Source organism: Pseudomonas sp. Z003-0.4C(8344-21), from assembly GCF_900104975.1.
GTDB lineage: Bacteria > Pseudomonadota > Gammaproteobacteria > Pseudomonadales > Pseudomonadaceae > Aquipseudomonas > Aquipseudomonas granadensis.
In genome coordinates this window covers 1,137,712-1,154,266 of the sequence record NZ_LT629756.1, presented here as the reverse complement: position 1 = coordinate 1,154,266, position 16,555 = coordinate 1,137,712, and the positions used below count along the sequence as shown (strand labels likewise).

Here is a 16,555-nt window from a genome sequence, read left to right as displayed (position 1 = left end):
CGAGACGAAAAAGCCGTCGTGATTGACGGCTTTTTTGTGTGTGCTTACAACGCAGGATCAACCTTGCGTGGCCGCCCGCCCTTTTTCCCGTTGGCTCGTGCAGCAGCCGACTTTGCCGCACTGCTTTGACGGCCGTTACGCGATGCCACTACCGAGGCGGCCATCTGCATTAACGACGGACTCGCCGAAATCATGCCGGCGATGGAAACGTCGAGATCCTTGCCTGCATGGCAAAGCGCAGTGCCGGCGAATCCAATCGTCAGATCCTCGTAATCCTGCGCATCGAAGCCGTCGAACTCAGGATAACGATCCACCGGCAGCAACACGCCGCTACCGTCTTCAAAACGAATGATCAGAGAGGGCTTCTCAAAGGTGACAGACACCGCGTGAAAGCTGCCAGCGCGCCGCTCCTCACCCAGCTTGATGGCCGCATCGAGCATTTCCTCCGTCAGCAGGCGATGTGCCGAAGGCTTTGCCTTGATGATTTTCATAATTGGATTTCCACTCCTTCCGATGCGCCTGTCAATCTCAGTAGAGTCTTGTCCTCCTCTGGCAGGTAGCGCGCCGTTGCTACCCTGTAAGTCGTGTCAGTGACCAGTTTCATCTCCAACACCTCGTTTGAATCGCTGTCCCACAACTGATTGTCGAGACAGACTGTCTGCAGTCTCGACCACCAGATATGGCGAGCGCTTCGCAGATGAGCCGGTTGTACCAGGGAGCGACACTAGCCTTCCAGCACGGCCAGCGGCGGTCGCCGAGAGAGCGGAACGACATCCCAAAGCTGAATATCGTTGTGCCAGAAACTTAATCTTAGTCGGGCGCTCCAAGCGCCCGCATTCACATGGACGTGCGGCGGGCAATGCTCATCTCGCAGCATGATCACAATCGACAATCCTTTGTAGCTGCATATCTTCATGTTAACCCATCCGTTAGGTTAATGGTTGTTCAGGTTTTGGAATTGCTTTCAAAGCCGACGACCGGTGTTCAAGCACAGGCCTTTTCAGAATTGAGGCTAGCTTCGGAGAAGCCTTTCAGCAGGCTGGTGGCTGGGGAAAAACTAAGCAAAGCTGTCGTCAAATCGTGATCAACACTTCGTTTGAATAATCCTTTTGTGCGATCACCGAACACATAACGTCAAGGGTATTTTTTGTTCAATTGACCATGGTAACCATCTAGTACATTTTATCTCCACAGGCCGGAACCCTCGGCCAAAGCCAAAAACAATAAGTGGAGATTGCCCCCATGTCCCCTATCGTTCTGGTGCTCAACGGCCCGAACCTGAACCTGCTCGGCACCCGTGAGCCGGCGACTTATGGCCATGAAACCCTGGCTGACATTTCTGCGCTGTGCGGGCGTGCCGCTGAGGAATTCGGCCTGACGGTGGAGTTTCGCCAGACCAATCACGAAGGCGAATTGCTCGACTGGATTCACGCTGCCCGTGGCCGTTGCGCCGGGATCGTGATCAATCCGGCAGCGTGGACGCACACGTCGGTGGCGATTCGCGATGCGCTGGTGGCCAGTGAGTTGCCGGTGATCGAAGTGCACCTGTCCAACGTGCATGCTCGCGAGCCGTTCCGCCATCACTCGTTCGTCTCGGCAATTGCCACGGCGGTGCTGTGCGGTTTTGGCAGCCATGGTTACCGCTTGGCGCTGGAGCATTTCAGCCAGCGGCTGCAAGGGGCGAAACATGGCGCGCGCTAAAACGGTACTCGCCGGGCTGATCGGCGCCGGTATTCAGGCTTCGCGTACGCCGGCGTTGCATGAACACGAAGGTGATGCTCAGGGTTTGCGTTACCTGTACCGGTTGATCGATCTCGATCAATTGCACCTGGACTGCAACGCTCTGCCCGACCTGCTGCTCGCTGCCGAGCGCATGAACTACACCGGCCTGAACATCACCTTCCCGTGCAAGCAGGCGATCATCCCGCTGCTCGATGAACTGTCGCCGGAAGCGCGAGGAATCGGCGCGGTGAACACGGTGGTGTTGAAGGACGGCAAACGTGTCGGTCATAACACCGACTGCCTCGGTTTTGCCGAAGGCTTTCGCCGTGGCCTGAACGACGCGGCGCGCGGGCGTGTGGTGCAGATGGGCGCTGGTGGCGCTGGCGCGGCAGTAGCCCACGCGTTATTGAGCGAAGGCGTAAGGCAACTGAGCATTTTCGACGTCGACAGTGAGCGCGCCGAGAGCCTGGCTCACAACCTCAATCAGCATTTCGGCGACGGTCGCGCCATCGCCGGGCGCGATCTGCCGAGCGCAATGAATCTGGCCGACGGCTTGGTCAACACCACGCCGATGGGCATGGCCAAACTGCCGGGCATGCCGGTGCCGGTCGAGCTGCTGCGCACGGACCTGTGGGTGGCGGAAATTGTGTACTTCCCGTTGGAAACCGAATTGCTGCGCAACGCCCGCGCCCTCGGTTGCCGCACGCTGGACGGCGGCAACATGGCGGTGTTTCAGGCAGTGAAAGCGTTTGAATTGTTCAGCGACGTGGCGGCGGATGCGCAGCGCATGCTGGCGCATTTTCAGAGCATGAATAGCTGAACCCTGCCCCCCCCCTTGTAGGAGTGAGCCTGCTCGCGATAGCGGTGTATCAGTCAATAAACTTTTAGCTGACATACCGCCATCGCGAGCAGGCTCACTCCTACAGGGGATCGCGTCAGGCCTGCAGATAACGCAACACTGACTCGCAAATCATCTCGCGGTGGCGCTGTTTGATCTGCGCATCTGGCAAGTCGATCTGGAAGATCTCACCCAGCGTATGACGGTTCGAGACGCGATAGAAGCAGAACGAACTGATCAGCAGATGCACGTCGAGCGCATTGATCCCGCGGCGGAACAGCCCTTCTTCAGCGCCTCTGTGCAAGATCGCGCCGAGAGTATCGAGGATCGTGTTGTTCAGCGCCTTGATCGCATCGGAGCGTTTCACGTATTCAGCATTGTGGATATTTTCGATGCTGACGATGCGCACGAAATCGACGTTGTGGTCATGGTGATCAAAGGTGAATTCAACCAGACGACGGATCGCCATTTCCGGCGGCAGTTCGTCCAGATGCAGGCGGTTTTCGGTGCTGCGGATGTCGCCGTAGAGCTTTTCCAGCACCTCGACGTACAACTGCTCCTTGCTGCCGAAGTAGTAATAGATCATGCGCTTGGAGGTGTGGATGCGTTCGGCGATCGCGTCGACGCGCGCACCGGACAAGCCCTGCTGGACGAACTCGACGATCGCCTCCTGCAAAATGTTCTCGCGGGTCTTTTCCGGGTTGTTCTTGCGGCCCTTGCGCGGCTCTGCGGCGGCTGCGTCCGGGGCGACGGACAGTTCTGAATTCACGGTCATTGCGGGCTCACGGCCATCACTGCACAAGCGCCGATTATGGGCCGCGCGACACAGTGAAGGAAGCCGCGCAGCCTGCGTTTAACCGCGCGTTTACGAAATTCCTACAACTTCGACTGGCGTACCGCGCCGCTGCGCGATTTGGCCATCGCCGCCAGACGCACGGCGACGTTGGCCGCGCCGTAACCGGCATAGCCGTTCTTGCGCTGAATGATCTCGAAGAAGAAGCGCCCCTCAAACGGTTCGGTGTAGACGTGGAACAGTTCACCGCCCTGTGCATCGCGGTCATACAGCACGTTGAAATACGCCAGCTCGCTGAGAAACTCGTCATCGAAATCGAAACGCGCGGCGAGGTCGTCGTAATAGTTGAGCGGAATGTCCAGCAACGGCACGCCCGCCTCTTTGGCGCGGCTGACTTCAGCGAAGATGTCATCACAATCGAAGGCAATGTGATGCACGCCAGACCCACGATAGCTCGACAGCGCGTGGGAAATCGCGGTGTTACGGTTCTCGGAAATGTTCAGCGGTAAGCGGATCGAGCTGTCGCGGCTGCGCAAGGCGCGGCTTTTCACCAAGCCGTACGGGTCAGGTAGCACCACTTCGTCATCGGCCTCGAAGTCCAGCAGGCTTTTATAGAACAGCACCCAGCTGTCGAGGCTGTCGGCGGGAAGCGCCATGGCCATGTGATCGATGCGCTTGAGACCGCCACGGGCCTGCGCGTCCGCGTGCAGATTGAAATCGGTGCCGTAGACGTCCGCCTCTTCATCCACCAGATAAATCAGGCTGCCGTCCGGCGCACGGACCGCCGCCAGTTCCAGTTCGTTGGGGCCGACCAGTCCGCGATAGGGCTGGCCTTTATAGGCCACGGCACGGGCCAGGGCGCTGGCGCTGTCCTTGACCCGTACCGCCGTGGCGCACAACGACGGGCCGTGGGCTTCAAAGAAACTGTGCGCGAAGGAATACGGTTCGGAGTTGAGGATCAGGTTGATATCGCCCTGACGCAGCAGGCTGACGCTCTTGGAACGATGCTGCCCGGCCTTGACGAAACCGAGGCGCTCCAGCCAATGGCTGAGCTTGGCGCCCAGCGCCTCGTCGACGGCGAACTCAAGAAATTCGATGCCGTTGTACTCGCTGGCCTTCGGCGTTTCGAACAGAATCTCGCGATTGGCCACCGGTTCGGCTTGCTGCTCGAGACGCTGGCGGGTTTTTTCTTCCAGATACAGCAGCGAGCGCAGACCATCGGCAGCATTGGCCCGCGGCGGTGCGGCGCGGAAGCCGTCATTGAAGATCTCCAGCGACAACGGCCCGCTGTAGCCGCTCTGGATGATCGGTGCGAGAAAGCCTGGCAGATCGAATTCGCCCTGCCCCGGGAAGCAGCGGAAATGCCGGCTCCACTCCAGCACATCCATCTGCAGAATGGGCGCGTCAGCCATTTGCACGAAGAAGATCTTGTCGCCGGGAATCTCGGCGATCGCAGCGGGATCGCCCTTGAGCGACAAGGTGTGGAAGCTGTCGAGCAGCACACCCAAGCTTGGGTGATCGGCCTGACGCACGATGTCCCAGACCTGTTGATAAGTGTTGACGTGGCGGCCCCAGGCCAGTGCCTCGTAACCGATGCGCAAACCGCGTGCGCCGGCCCGTTCGGCCAGCAGGCGCAGGTCATCGACAAGGATCTGCTGATCACCGACGCTGTCGGCCGCGGCGTTGCTGCAGACCAGCACCAGGTCGGTGCCGAGCTCCTGCATCAGGTCGAACTTGCGCTCGGCGCGTTCCAGATTGCGCGCCAGCCGATCACGGCGGCAGCCTTCGAAATCCCGGAACGGCTGAAACAACGTGATGGCGATGCCGAGGTCGGCGCACATCTGCTTGATTTCGCGCGGGCTACCGTCGTAATACAGCAGGTCGTTTTCGAAAATCTCCACGCCGTCGAACCCGGCGGCGGCGATGGCTTCGAGTTTTTCCGGCAGGGTGCCGCTCAAGGAAACGGTGGCAATGGAACGCTGCATGTTTGAACTCCCGCTGGAGACGGCGGCTGCGTGAGCCGCGCCGCTTTTATAGGATGAGCAAATTATTGGCTGCATCGTTTCCGGCAGCAATTTAAAGTGTACTACCCGGTTAGTTTTGCGTGCGATTATCGAACACAATGGCGGTTTGGCGAATTGACGATTTTTCGTCCACTGCCCAACATCGACCGCACATTGAGTCCGGATCTGAACCACCGGTCGCAGCGTGCAAGCAAAAGCACACCAAATAACAAATCCAAAAACGGGTGGAACACATGATTCCTTCACAGACTTCCCGCATGGCTCCGGCCATGAGCACTGCCACGGGTGGCATCGGCGACAAGATCCGCGGCGCCATGGCCGTCGGCAAGACCCGCTGGGGCATGCTGGCGCTGGTGTTTTTCGCCACCACCCTGAACTACATCGACCGCGCCGCCCTCGGCGTCATGCAGCCGATCCTCGCCAAGGAAATGAGCTGGACGGCGATGGATTACGCCAACATCAACTTCTGGTTTCAGGTCGGCTACGCGATCGGTTTCGTCCTGCAAGGTCGCTTGATCGACCGCGTTGGCGTCAAGCGCGTGTTCTTCTGCGCCGTGCTGCTGTGGAGCCTGGCCACCGGTGCCCACGGTCTGGCGACGTCGGCGGTCGGCTTCATGGTCTGCCGGTTCATCCTCGGCCTGACCGAAGCGGCGAACTACCCGGCCTGCGTGAAAACCACGCGCCTGTGGTTCCCGGCCGGCGAGCGCGCAGTCGCCACCGGCATCTTCAATGCCGGCACCAACGTCGGCGCGATGTTCACGCCGATGCTGCTGCCGCTGGTGCTGCACGTCTGGGGCTGGCAGGCGGCGTTCCTGTGCATGGCGGCACTGGGCGGAATCTGGCTGCTGTTCTGGGGTTTGAAGTATTTCAACCCGGAAGATCACCCGAGCGTGAAACAGTCGGAGCTGGACTACATCCAGCAGGAAGTCGAACCGGAACAAGCGCGCGTACCGTTCTCGAAAATCCTGCGGATGCGCGGCACCTGGGCCTTCGCCCTCGCCTACTCGCTGACCGCGCCGGTGTTCTGGTTCTATCTGTACTGGCTGCCGCCGTTCCTTAATCAGCAATACAACCTGGGCATCAACGTCACGCAGATGGGCATTCCGCTGATCATCATCTACGTCACGGCCGACTTCGGCAGTGTCGGCGGCGGCATTCTCTCGTCGTTCCTGATCGGTCGCGGGATGAACTCGATCAAGGCGCGGCTGCTGTCGATGTTGCTGTTCGCCTGCTGCATCATCGGTGTGGTCATGGCTGCCGGTTCGGCGAATCTGTGGGTAGCGGTGGCGGCGATCTCGCTGGCGATCGGTGCGCACCAGGCCTGGACTGCGAACATCTGGAGCCTGGTGATGGACTACACGCCCAAGCACATGATGAGCACGGTGTTCGGTTTCGGCGGCATGTGCGCGGCCATCGGCGGGATGTTCATGACCCAGATCGTCGGCCATATCCTCACCGTCACCAACAATAACTACACCGTATTGTTCACCCTGATTCCGGCGATGTATTTCCTTGCGCTGACGTGGATGTACTTCATGGCACCGCGCAAAATCCCGACTGTCACTGAATAACCCTGCCTACCCACCATCCCTGTAGGAGGGAGCCTGCTCGCGATAGCGGTGTGTCAGTCGATGAAAATGTCGCCTGATCCGCCGCCATCGCGAGCAGGCTCATTCCTGCAGGGGGTTGCGTTTCTTCAGCGGCGGCTCTGCTGCCACGCCGCCGCCAGCCCGCTGCAACAGATCACCGCGATGCCGACCACCGTCAGCAAACTCGGCGTGTGACTGAACAGCAACCAGCCCAGCAACCCGGCAAACACGATCTGGCAATAACCGAACGGCGCCAGCAGCGCCGGCGCGGCATGGCGGAACGCCTGGGTCAGAAACAGATGCGCGGTCATTCCGCAACTGCCCAGCGCCAGCATCAGCGCGGCGTGAGTCAGCGTCGGCACCTGCCAAAAGAACGGCACCAGCGCACTCATCACCAAGGTGTTGCATAACCCGGCGAAAAAGTTGCTGGTGGTCGGACTGTCGACTTCAGCGAGCTTGCGCGTCAGCAGTTGATAGAAGCAGAAGAACAGCGCCGAACAGAACGGCAGCAGGATCGCCGGGGTGAACAATTCACCGCCGGGATGGACGATGATCAATACGCCGATAAAACCGCAGATCACCGCAATCCACTGCCCGCGCGTGACCCGCTCTTTGAGCAGCGGCACCGACAACGCCGTGACCAATACCGGTGCAAGAAAGTTGACGGCCGTGGCTTCCGCCAGCGGGATGTACAACAGCGCCGTGGTGAAAAACAGACTGGTGCCGAGCAGGCACAGCGCGCGCGCCAGTTGCCACAACGGCTTTTTGGTGCGCAGCACGCGCAACCCGGATTGCGGCAGGAAAATCCCTGCCATCAACAGCGTGTGCACGACATAACGCGCCCACACCACCATCACGATCGGATAGAAACCGGAGAGGTATTTTGACAACGCGTCGTGGCTGGAAAACAGAAACGTCGCCACGACAATCAGCAGGATCCCCTTGAAGGGCTGGTTGACGCCGGAGAGCGGAGTGCTGACGGTCATTGGCAATCTCTGAGAACAATACAGTGGCGAACGGCTTCGGCAATCATAGCTGGCCGAGCTTTCAGCAAGCCGAACCGAACCAGAAAAATCCACGCCGGGATTCCGCCGTTGAACAAACGTGTGAGGCAAGATTCCAGCCATGTCGGCGGGCAGCGGCCCCGCCCCATCACAGACTGCTGTCTAAAGTGCCAGTTCACGTAAATGCCCGGAGAAATTCTGCTGTGGATTGAATTTGCGGACCTGCCGACCGTCAATAACAAGCCCGCCCGACGCGGGCATTGGTGAATGGACGGACGACCGGACTGGCGCCACACTCACACAGCGGCAACACTCATCACCATCTGATTCATCACCGGCAAAAAAGAGGATTCCCACATGCTATGGAAAAAAGGCCGACGCAGTGACAACGTCGTCGATGCCCGGGGCGATGACTCAGGCGGTGGCGGCGGCATGCGTTTTGGCGGCGGCAAAGGCCTGAGCCTGGGGGCGATTCTGTTGATCGTCGGCATCGGTTGGATCACCGGCCAGGACCCGATGCAGATTCTCGGCCAGTTGACCGGACAAATGGAGCAATCGGCGCCCACCTCGCAAACCCGTCAGGCACCGCCGGCCAATGACGAGCAAGCCGAATTCGTGCGCTCGATTCTCGGCGACACCGAAGACACCTGGGGCGCGATTTTCCAGCAGGCCGGGCGGCAATACAAAGACCCGACCCTGGTGCTGTTCAGCAATCGAGTCAATTCCGCCTGTGGCATGGCGACTTCGGCCAGCGGCCCCTTCTACTGCCCGGCCGACCAGAAGGTCTACCTGGACATGGCATTCTTCCAGGAAATGTCGCAGCGCTTCAAAGCCGCCGGCGACTTCGCCCAGGCTTACGTGATCGCGCACGAAGTCGGCCACCATGTGCAAACGCTGCTCGGCGTCTCGGCAAAAATGCAGACCGCGCGCCAGCAAGGTCGCCAGATGGAAGGCGACGGCGGCCTGTTGGTGCGGCAGGAACTGCAAGCCGACTGCCTCGCCGGCGTCTGGGCCTACAGCGCGCAGAAGCGTCTCAACTGGCTTGAGCCCGGCGATATCGAAGAAGCCTTGAACGCTGCTAACGCCATCGGTGATGATCGTCTGCAACAGCAGGGTCAGGGCCGGGTCGTGCCAGACTCGTTTACCCACGGCACGTCGGCGCAAAGGGTGCGCTGGTTCAAAACCGGATTCGCGCAAGGCCAGGTCGGCCAGTGCGACACCTTCGCGGCGAAAAACCTGTAAATGCATAAATGGCTTTTGGCGTTAATGATCGTTGCTGGCACAGCGCAAGCTGCGGGTGTCGATGCGGTCAGCTCCGGTCGCTTGCAATTGAAGGCCGGAGAAATGGCGGTGGGCATCGGCCCGGCGCCAGAGAAAATCGAGCGCGTAGTGATCGTGGTTCATGGCCGTTTGCGCAACGCCGAGACCTACCGCAAGAGCGCGGAAAGCGCCACCGAGCTGGCAGGGCAAAGCAGCCACACACTGGTGATCGCGCCGCAGTTTCTCAATGAAAGCGACGTCGCCCTGTATTCGCTGCCCGCGACAGTGCTGCGTTGGCAGGGCAACGACTGGATGGGCGGCGGCTTGTCGATCGGGCCGAACCCGTTGAGTTCCTACGCAGCCCTCGATGAGATCGTCGCGCGCGTCAGTGATCGCAAGCAGTTTCCCGACGTGAAGCAGGTGGTCATTTTCGGCCACTCCGGCGGCGCTCAGGTGGTGCAGCGCTATGCCCTGCTCGCCAAGGATCAGCCGGCACTGAAAACCAACGGCATCCGCTTGCGCTACGTCGTTGCCAATCCGTCCTCCTACGCCTATTTCAACGAGCAGCGGCCGGTGGCGTTCGATCACGCTGCCTGTCCAGGCTTCAATCGCTGGAAATACGGCCTGGCCGACATGCCGGTGTACGCCGGTGGGCAAACGCCGTTGCAGGTGGAAAGCCGCTACGTCAAACGCGAAGTGATTTATCTGCTCGGCCAGCAGGACACCGACCCCGAGCACCCGGCGCTGGACAAGAGCTGCGCCGCCGAGGCGCAAGGCGCTTATCGGTTGATGCGGGGCAAGCTGTATTTTGGGTATTTGCTGCGCCGGCATCCGGAGGGCGTAAACCAGCGGCTGATTGAAGTGCCTGGGGTCGGGCATAACGGTGATGAGATGTTGACGTCGGCGGAGGGGCAGAAGGCTTTGTTCGATCAGTGAGTTTTTATTGGATGTGCCGACGCTATCGCGAGCAGGCTCACTCCTACAGGGGGACGCATTTCAAATTGTAGGAGTGAGCCTGCTCGCGATGAGGCCATCACAAACAAAATATTCCTTAAGCCTGAAGCATCCGCCGCAACTCCACACAATCGCGTGCATGCCAATCGGTCAATTCCGGCCACGGGTTATCCGGCAGATTCACCAGCACCGTCCGCGCGCCCGCCGCTCGTCCGCAATCGAGATCGAAGCGGTAATCACCGACCATGACCATTTCACTGGCCGGCACATCCCAGGCCTGCGCCAGTTTCAGCAAGCCACCGGGGTGCGGTTTCGGCGGCGCTTCATCGCGGCCCAACACGTCCTCGACCTTGAAGCAGTCGGCCAGACCGATCGCTTGCAGCGTCACATGCGCCAGCTCCCGCGCGTTGCGGGTGAGGATGCCGAGGCGATAACCGCGTGCGTGCAGGTCACGCACCAGCTCCACCGCGCCGGTGGCCGGGGTCGAACCCAGCGCCAGATCGCGCTCATGTTCGAGCAGCCACGCATGTTTCGCCGCCGCTTCAGCGGCCGGCAGCGCGGCGAGGTGGGTGAGGATGTCGTCTTCGGGCGGGATCGCCAGCGCCACGCGAATCGCGGCGAAGTCGTGCACGGCCACCGTCAGGGTGCCGTCCATGTCGAACACCCAATGACGCACCTCGGCCAGGCTCATGCCCAATCCTGGCGATGGCGGATCAGGCCTTCCTGCGTCACCGAGGCAACCAGTTGGCCGGCGCGGTTGTACACGCTGCCACGGGAAAAACCACGCGAATTGCCGGCCCATGGGCTGTCCATGGCGTAGAGCAACCAGTCGTCAGCGCGCAGATCGTTGTGGAACCACAGCGCGTGATCGAGGCTGGCGACCTGCATGTCTTTCTGCCAGACCGATTTGCCGTGCGGCAGCATCGAGGTGGTCAGCAGGCCGAAGTCCGAGGCGTAGGCCAGCAGGTATTTATGCAGTGCGGGAATGTCGGCCAGGGCACCATCGGCGCGGAACCAGACATATTTGATCGGATCGGCCGGTTGCGGGTTGTACGGGTCTTTTTCGGTGACCGGGCGCACTTCGATCGGTTTTGGGCAGAGCAGTTTTTCGCGCATGTGCTCGGGGATCAGGTGCGCGCGCTGCTGGGTCAGTTCCAGCTCCGAGGGCAGGTTCTCCGGGCCGACCACCACGGGCATCTGGCTCTGGTGCTCGAAGCCCTTTTCGTCGTACTGAAACGAAGCGCTGCAGGTGAAGATCGGGTGGCCCTTCTGGATCGCCGTAACGCGGCGGGTGCTGAAGCTGCCGCCATCGCGCACGCGATCCACCGAGTACACCACCGGCAACTTGGCGTCGCCCGGGCGCAGGAAATACCCGTGCATCGAATGCACATGCCGCGCTTCTTCAACGGTCTGACTGGCCGCCGACAGGGACTGGCCGAGCACCTGACCACCGAACAGCTGACGGAAACCCAGATCCTGGCTGCGACCACGGAAAAGGTTTTCTTCGATCGGTTCCAGGGTCAGCAAGTCGACCAGATCTTCCAACACTTGGCTCATTCAGACTCTCCTCACACAAAGCAGTGCCGCGCAGTCTTGGCTGCGGCGGCCGATTCAGATTCTGGCGCGGGCCAATGATTTGGCGGCCATTGTAAACGTCCGTGTCGGCTTATTCATGCAAGGTTTGCAACCATTGTTCGCGGCTGATGCGGTACAGCACATGCCGACGCAACGGATGATCGGCGGCAAGCTTGGGGTGATCGAAATCATCCTGCGGATCGTGGTGCATGCCGATCGCCTGCATGACCTTCTCCGAGGGCAGATTGCTTTGCGCGGTGAACGAGACGATTTCCTCCAGCTTCAGTTGATCGAAACCGGCGCGCAACGCGGTCCACGCCGCTTCACTGGCATAACCCAGGCCCCAGTGTTCCCTGGCCAGGCGCCAGCCGATTTCCACCGCCGGGGTGAACGGCGCATCGAAACCGACCACGCCGAGCCCGGTGAAACCGATGAATTCGCCGGTGTCCTTGCGCTCCAGCGCCCACAGGCCAAAGCCGTGCTCGGAAAAATGCCCGCGTATGCGCCCGATCACCGCCGCGCTTTCCAGCCGGGTCAAGGGTGCCGGAAAGTAGCGCATCACCTGCGGATCGGCACACATCGCCGCGAAGGCCGGCAAATCCTCGTCCTGCCACTGTCGCATCAGCAAGCGTGCGCTTTGCAGTTCCAGTATTGGCTCCATCGTCTTCTCCATTTCCATGCCGCCAGTCTACATCGCTGGTAGGATCGTCAGCGCTGCGCCGAATTCCCGAATGACCCGCCGATACCAGACATCACCATGCCTTTGCCGCTGATCTACCACGAAGACTACAGCCCCGAGTTCCCGGCGGATCACCGCTTCCCGATGGACAAGTTCCGTCTGCTGCGCGATCACCTGGTCGACACGGGGCTGACCCGCGATGCCGATCTGCTGCGGCCGCAGATCTGCCCCAACGACATCCTCGCCCTCGCCCATGACCGCAGCTATATCGAACGCTACATGAGCGGCGAGTTGTCCCGCGAAGACCAACGGCGTCTCGGCCTGCCATGGAACGAGGCCCTGGCGCGGCGCACGGTGCGCGCGGTCGGTGGTTCGATCCTGGCGGCGGAGAAAGCTTTGGAGCATGGCTTGGCCTGCCACCTCGCAGGCGGCACCCATCACGCGCATTACGATTATCCGGCGGGTTTCTGCATTTTTAATGACTTGGCGATCATCAGCCAGTACCTGCTGCAAAGCGGCCGGGTCAATCGCGTGCTGATCTTCGATTGCGACGTGCATCAGGGCGACGGCACAGCGCGGATTCTCCACGACACACCGGAGGCGATTACCGTTTCCCTGCACTGCGAGAAGAATTTTCCTGCACGCAAGGCCGACAGCGACTGGGACATTCCGCTGCCCAAGGGTATGGGCGATGCCGATTATCTGCAGGTGGTCGATGACACGCTCAATTACCTGTTGCCGCTGTATCAACCGGATCTGGTGCTCTACGACGCCGGTGTCGATGTGCACAAGGACGATGCCCTCGGCTATCTGCAACTGACCGACGAAGGCGTGGCCGCCCGCGATGAAAGTGTGATGCGCCATTGTCTGGGCCGCGACATCCCCGTAGTCGGGGTGATCGGCGGCGGCTACAGCAAGGACCGCCACGCCCTCGCCCGCCGCCACGGCATCCTCCACCACAGCGCGCGACGGGTGTGGGATTCACACGGTTGTCACTGAAGTATGCCGCGTTACCCACAATCGCTGTGGAACTGCCTGTGGATAACCTGAGTGAAAGGGGTTGCAGGCCATACGGGGCAAGGCCCTCAGAGCGCTGATCATTTTTCAATCAGCTGCTGGGCAGAAGATTTAATCAATGGGAATTCCGCCATCGCCAGCAGGCTGGCTCCCACACGGTATATGTGTCGTGCAAAAATCCTGTGGGAGCCAGCCTGCTGGCGATGGCGTCGGCCCATCCAACATTGAATTGCGCTGTTAGAATGCGCGCCTCATCCCGCCATACCGCAGCGCACCGCCCATGACCCAGAACTCCGCCCCCATTACTGCTCACGTCGCCATCATCGGCGGTGGCCCCGCCGGCCTGATGGCCGCCGAAGTGCTGAGCCAGGCCGGAATCCGCGTCGATCTGTACGACGGCATGCCCTCGGTAGGACGCAAGTTCCTGTTGGCCGGGGTCGGCGGCATGAACATCACCCACTCCGAACCTTACCCGGCCTTCCTCTCGCGCTACGCCGAACGCGCACCGCACATCGCCCCGCTGCTGCGCGGTTTCGACGCCGATGCGTTGTGTCAGTGGATTCATGCGCTAGGCATCGAAACCTTTGTCGGCAGCTCCGGCCGCGTGTTCCCCACCGACATGAAAGCCGCCCCGCTGCTGCGCGCCTGGCTCAAACGCCTGCGCGACAGCGGCGTGGTTATCCACACCCGCCACCGCTGGCTCGGCTGGGATGAGCACGGCGCCTTGCGCATCGACAGTCCGGACGGAGAGATCCGTGTAACCCCGGAGGCGACCCTGCTGGCACTCGGCGGCGGCAGTTGGTCGCGTCTTGGTTCGGATGGTGCCTGGATGCTGCCGCTGGAGCAGCGCGGCGTGGATCTGGCGCCGATGCAGCCGAGTAACTGCGGCTTCGAGGTTCAGGCCTGGAGCGAATTGATGGTGAACAAATTCGCCGGTGCGCCGTTGAAAAACATCGCCATCGGAGTGGACGACGACATCCCGCGCTTGGGCGAATGCGTGATCACCGCGACCGGGATCGAGGGCAGCCTGATCTATGCCCTGTCGGCGCCGATTCGCGAGGCGATCAATCGTTATGGCGCAGCAGTTATCCACATCGACCTGCTACCCGGACGCCCTGTGGATAAATTGCAGGCGGCGTTGAGCAAACCACGCGGCTCGCGCTCGATGGCCAAGCATCTACACAGTCAGGTCGGGATTGATGGGGTGAAAGCGGCGTTGTTGCGTGAGTTGACCGATACCGAGACGTTCGCCGACCCGGCGCTCCTGGCACGGGCGATCAAAGCGCTGCCGCTGACCCTGGTGAAAACCCGTCCGCTGGACGAAGCGATCAGCAGCGCCGGTGGAGTGACGTTCGAGGCGATGGATGAGCGCTTGATGCTCAAGGCGCTGCCGGGGGTGTTTTGCGCGGGGGAAATGCTTGATTGGGAAGCGCCGACCGGAGGGTATTTGCTGACGGGGTGTTTTGCCAGTGGGCGGGCGGCTGGGTTGGGTATTGTGCAGTGGCTCGAAAGCTAAACCCTCACCCCAGCCCTCTCCCAGAGGGAGAGGGAGCCGACCGCGGTGTCTGGCGTCCCACATCGACCTGAAACACCGAGTCGATTATGGATTTGGTCAGCCGACCGAGGTGTCTGGCGAAAGCTCTGTCGATTGTGGATTCACAACAGTCGGATCAGGTCGGCGTAATTCCCGAATATCCCCCAATCAGTCCCCTCTCCCCCTGGGGAGAGGGTTAGGGTGAGGGGCTTTTGACTTTAAGGCTTACGCTTGCGCGGTCCGGTATTGAACACCGGCACCTTGCGCACAGGCTTGATCGACGGCTCCGGTGCCGAGGTCTCGCCGCTGTCGACCCACTTGCCCAGATTACGTTTCCCACCGCCACCGCCGGACGCTTTCGGCTTTTTCGGTTTCTTCGGCTTCTTGATCACCTGACCGCTGGCATCGGTATCCGGCACGCGGTGCTCAGGTTCAAAGTCCGGCTCGTTCTGACGCTTCAGGGTCTGACGCGTGAGCATTTCAATCGCCGAGAGCATGTTCACTTCGTCGGCACACACCAGCGAGATCGCCTCACCGGTCGCGCCCGCGCGCCCGGTACGACCGATGCGGTGAATGTAATCCTCAGCGACGATCGGCAGGTCGAAGTTCACCACCAGCGGCAAATCCTCGATGTCCAGACCACGGGCGGCCACATCGGTCGCCACCAGAATCTGCACTTCACTCAGTTTGAAGCGGTCCAGCGCACGTTGGCGGGTCGCCTGTGGTTTGTCGCCGTGAATACCGTCGGCATTGACGCCCAGGCCCTGAAGTTTTTCCACCAGCGCATCGACACCGTTGCGGGTCTTGGCGAACACCAGCACTTGCTTCCACTTGTTCTTGCGCATCAGGTGCACGAACAGTTCGGCCTTGCGCTTCTTGTCCACCGTGACGATCCATTGCTTGACCGTGTTGGCCGCCACGTTGCGCGGGCTGACTTCGACGGTTAGCGGATCGTTGAGCATCTGCCCGGCCAGCAGACGAATGTCATCGGAGAACGTCGCCGAGAACAACAGCGTCTGGCGCTTTTTCGGCAGCATGCGGTAAATGTTCGCCAGTTCTTCAGAGAAGCCCAGGTCGAGCATACGGTCGGCTTCATCCAGCACTAGAGTTTGCAACTGGTTGAGTTTCAGCGCGTTCTGGCGGAACAGGTCGATCAAGCGACCGGGCGTGGCGACAAGCACATCGACGCCGCCGCGCAGCTTCATCATCTGCGGGTTGATGCTGACACCGCCGTACACCGCATAAGTGCGCAGCGGCAGATTTTCCGCGTATTGGCGCACGGCTTCGTGGACCTGCTCGGCCAGCTCGCGGGTCGGCACCAGAATCAGCGCACGCGCCGAGTTGGCGGTGACTTTCGGCCCTTCCATGGCCAGCAACTGCAACAGCGGCAAGGCGAAACCGGCGGTCTTGCCGGTGCCGGTCTGGGCCGCCGCCATCAGGTCGCGACCGGCCAGCACGGCCGGAATGGCTTGCGCCTGCACCGGCGTCGGGGTCTGGTAGCCGAGCGTCTCGAGGGAGCGCAGCAAGGGTTCGATCAGGCCAAGGGAGGCGAAAGTCATGGGAGTA

The 16,555-nt window shown here is 60.9% G+C and carries 15 protein-coding genes and 1 pseudogene; 7 read left to right on the top strand and 9 right to left on the bottom strand.

Going from position 1 to position 16,555, the window contains the following annotated elements; all coding sequences use genetic code 11:
- Positions 1-44: 44 nt before the first annotated feature.
- Both BLU24_RS05385 and BLU24_RS27950 read right to left on the bottom strand, forming a co-directional pair.
- A complete protein-coding gene (locus BLU24_RS05385; RefSeq protein WP_093098132.1) occupies positions 45-491 on the bottom strand; it encodes a DUF2442 domain-containing protein in 447 nt (148 codons plus the stop codon).
- Positions 488-916 (bottom strand): annotated as a pseudogene (locus BLU24_RS27950) (DUF4160 domain-containing protein). Before BLU24_RS27950 ends, BLU24_RS05385 begins: the two are co-directional and overlap by 4 nt.
- Before the next feature lie 326 nt (positions 917-1,242).
- On the opposite strand from BLU24_RS27950, the gene aroQ reads away from it, so the two are divergent.
- Together aroQ and BLU24_RS05370 are read left to right on the top strand one after the other, a co-directional pair.
- Positions 1,243-1,701, top strand: a complete 459-nt coding sequence (gene aroQ / locus BLU24_RS05375) for a type II 3-dehydroquinate dehydratase (protein ID WP_093098129.1) — start codon at positions 1,243-1,245, stop codon at positions 1,699-1,701.
- Positions 1,688-2,542: a shikimate dehydrogenase gene (locus BLU24_RS05370; RefSeq protein WP_093098126.1), complete on the top strand. Its 855-nt coding sequence runs from the start codon at positions 1,688-1,690 to the stop codon at positions 2,540-2,542. The genes aroQ and BLU24_RS05370 overlap by 14 nt, the downstream gene beginning before the upstream one ends.
- A gap of 115 nt (positions 2,543-2,657) precedes the next feature.
- On the opposite strand, the gene BLU24_RS05365 is transcribed toward BLU24_RS05370, so the two are convergent.
- Both BLU24_RS05365 and quiC read right to left on the bottom strand, forming a co-directional pair.
- Positions 2,658-3,335 carry a TetR/AcrR family transcriptional regulator gene (locus BLU24_RS05365; protein WP_093098123.1) on the bottom strand — a complete coding sequence of 226 codons (678 nt, stop codon included), beginning with the start codon at positions 3,333-3,335 and terminating at the stop codon, positions 2,658-2,660.
- Positions 3,336-3,436: 101 nt separating this feature from the next.
- Entirely contained in the window at positions 3,437-5,338 is a 1,902-nt protein-coding gene (gene quiC, locus BLU24_RS05360) for a 3-dehydroshikimate dehydratase QuiC (protein ID WP_093098120.1), read from the bottom strand.
- Positions 5,339-5,610: 272 nt separating this feature from the next.
- On the opposite strand from quiC, the gene BLU24_RS05355 reads away from it, so the two are divergent.
- On the top strand, positions 5,611-6,948 hold the full coding sequence (locus BLU24_RS05355; RefSeq protein WP_093098117.1) for an MFS transporter: 1,338 nt from the start codon (positions 5,611-5,613) through the stop codon (positions 6,946-6,948).
- 125 nt (positions 6,949-7,073) lie between these two features.
- Here the strand turns inward: BLU24_RS05355 and BLU24_RS05350 are convergent, their stop codons facing one another.
- Positions 7,074-7,952, bottom strand: coding sequence for a DMT family transporter (locus BLU24_RS05350; protein ID WP_090286526.1), 879 nt, complete (start codon positions 7,950-7,952; stop codon positions 7,074-7,076).
- A gap of 375 nt (positions 7,953-8,327) precedes the next feature.
- On the opposite strand from BLU24_RS05350, the gene ypfJ reads away from it, so the two are divergent.
- A complete protein-coding gene (gene ypfJ, locus BLU24_RS05345; protein WP_090286528.1) occupies positions 8,328-9,212 on the top strand; it encodes a KPN_02809 family neutral zinc metallopeptidase in 885 nt (294 codons plus the stop codon).
- Complete coding sequence (locus BLU24_RS05340) at positions 9,213-10,166, top strand: alpha/beta fold hydrolase (RefSeq protein ID WP_093098114.1); 954 nt, start codon at positions 9,213-9,215, stop codon at positions 10,164-10,166.
- 115 nt (positions 10,167-10,281) lie between these two features.
- On the opposite strand, the gene BLU24_RS05335 is transcribed toward BLU24_RS05340, so the two are convergent.
- The 3 genes from BLU24_RS05335 to BLU24_RS05325 all read right to left on the bottom strand — a co-directional run bounded on the left by BLU24_RS05335 (position 10,282) and on the right by BLU24_RS05325 (position 12,420).
- The gene (locus BLU24_RS05335) at positions 10,282-10,875 is read right to left on the bottom strand and encodes an HAD family hydrolase (RefSeq protein ID WP_093098111.1); all 594 of its coding nucleotides are present in this window, start codon (positions 10,873-10,875) and stop codon (positions 10,282-10,284) included.
- Complete coding sequence (gene tesB, locus BLU24_RS05330; RefSeq protein ID WP_090286532.1) at positions 10,872-11,741, bottom strand: acyl-CoA thioesterase II; 870 nt, start codon at positions 11,739-11,741, stop codon at positions 10,872-10,874. Before tesB ends, BLU24_RS05335 begins: the two co-directional genes overlap by 4 nt.
- Before the next feature lie 109 nt (positions 11,742-11,850).
- Positions 11,851-12,420: a GNAT family N-acetyltransferase gene (locus BLU24_RS05325; RefSeq protein WP_093098108.1), complete on the bottom strand. Its 570-nt coding sequence runs from the start codon at positions 12,418-12,420 to the stop codon at positions 11,851-11,853.
- A 96-nt stretch (positions 12,421-12,516) separates the two neighbouring features.
- Between BLU24_RS05325 and BLU24_RS05320 the strand changes: the two genes are divergently transcribed.
- Together BLU24_RS05320 and BLU24_RS05315 are read left to right on the top strand one after the other, a co-directional pair.
- On the top strand, positions 12,517-13,437 hold the full coding sequence (locus tag BLU24_RS05320) for a histone deacetylase family protein (protein WP_093098105.1): 921 nt from the start codon (positions 12,517-12,519) through the stop codon (positions 13,435-13,437).
- Between the two features lie 298 nt (positions 13,438-13,735).
- Complete coding sequence (locus BLU24_RS05315) at positions 13,736-14,971, top strand: TIGR03862 family flavoprotein (RefSeq protein WP_093098102.1); 1,236 nt, start codon at positions 13,736-13,738, stop codon at positions 14,969-14,971.
- Positions 14,972-15,207: 236 nt separating this feature from the next.
- Here the strand turns inward: BLU24_RS05315 and BLU24_RS05310 are convergent, their stop codons facing one another.
- On the bottom strand, positions 15,208-16,548 hold the full coding sequence (locus BLU24_RS05310) for a DEAD/DEAH box helicase (RefSeq protein WP_093098099.1): 1,341 nt from the start codon (positions 16,546-16,548) through the stop codon (positions 15,208-15,210).
- Between the last annotated feature and the right edge of the window lie 7 nt (positions 16,549-16,555).

What these genes read in the sequence shown, in the direction of transcription:
- BLU24_RS05385 (WP_093098132.1), bottom strand. Translation starts at nt 491, where the DNA reads ATGAAAATCATCAAGGCAAAGCCTTCGGCACATCGCCTGCTGACGGAG.
- aroQ (WP_093098129.1), top strand. Translation starts at nt 1,243, where the DNA reads ATGTCCCCTATCGTTCTGGTGCTCAACGGCCCGAACCTGAACCTGCTC.
- BLU24_RS05370 (WP_093098126.1), top strand. Translation starts at nt 1,688, where the DNA reads ATGGCGCGCGCTAAAACGGTACTCGCCGGGCTGATCGGCGCCGGTATT.
- BLU24_RS05365 (WP_093098123.1), bottom strand. Translation starts at nt 3,335, where the DNA reads ATGACCGTGAATTCAGAACTGTCCGTCGCCCCGGACGCAGCCGCCGCA.
- quiC (WP_093098120.1), bottom strand. Translation starts at nt 5,338, where the DNA reads ATGCAGCGTTCCATTGCCACCGTTTCCTTGAGCGGCACCCTGCCGGAA.
- BLU24_RS05355 (WP_093098117.1), top strand. Translation starts at nt 5,611, where the DNA reads ATGATTCCTTCACAGACTTCCCGCATGGCTCCGGCCATGAGCACTGCC.
- BLU24_RS05350 (WP_090286526.1), bottom strand. Translation starts at nt 7,952, where the DNA reads ATGACCGTCAGCACTCCGCTCTCCGGCGTCAACCAGCCCTTCAAGGGG.
- ypfJ (WP_090286528.1), top strand. Translation starts at nt 8,328, where the DNA reads ATGCTATGGAAAAAAGGCCGACGCAGTGACAACGTCGTCGATGCCCGG.
- BLU24_RS05340 (WP_093098114.1), top strand. Translation starts at nt 9,213, where the DNA reads ATGCATAAATGGCTTTTGGCGTTAATGATCGTTGCTGGCACAGCGCAA.
- BLU24_RS05335 (WP_093098111.1), bottom strand. Translation starts at nt 10,875, where the DNA reads ATGAGCCTGGCCGAGGTGCGTCATTGGGTGTTCGACATGGACGGCACC.
- tesB (WP_090286532.1), bottom strand. Translation starts at nt 11,741, where the DNA reads ATGAGCCAAGTGTTGGAAGATCTGGTCGACTTGCTGACCCTGGAACCG.
- BLU24_RS05325 (WP_093098108.1), bottom strand. Translation starts at nt 12,420, where the DNA reads ATGGAGCCAATACTGGAACTGCAAAGCGCACGCTTGCTGATGCGACAG.
- BLU24_RS05320 (WP_093098105.1), top strand. Translation starts at nt 12,517, where the DNA reads ATGCCTTTGCCGCTGATCTACCACGAAGACTACAGCCCCGAGTTCCCG.
- BLU24_RS05315 (WP_093098102.1), top strand. Translation starts at nt 13,736, where the DNA reads ATGACCCAGAACTCCGCCCCCATTACTGCTCACGTCGCCATCATCGGC.
- BLU24_RS05310 (WP_093098099.1), bottom strand. Translation starts at nt 16,548, where the DNA reads ATGACTTTCGCCTCCCTTGGCCTGATCGAACCCTTGCTGCGCTCCCTC.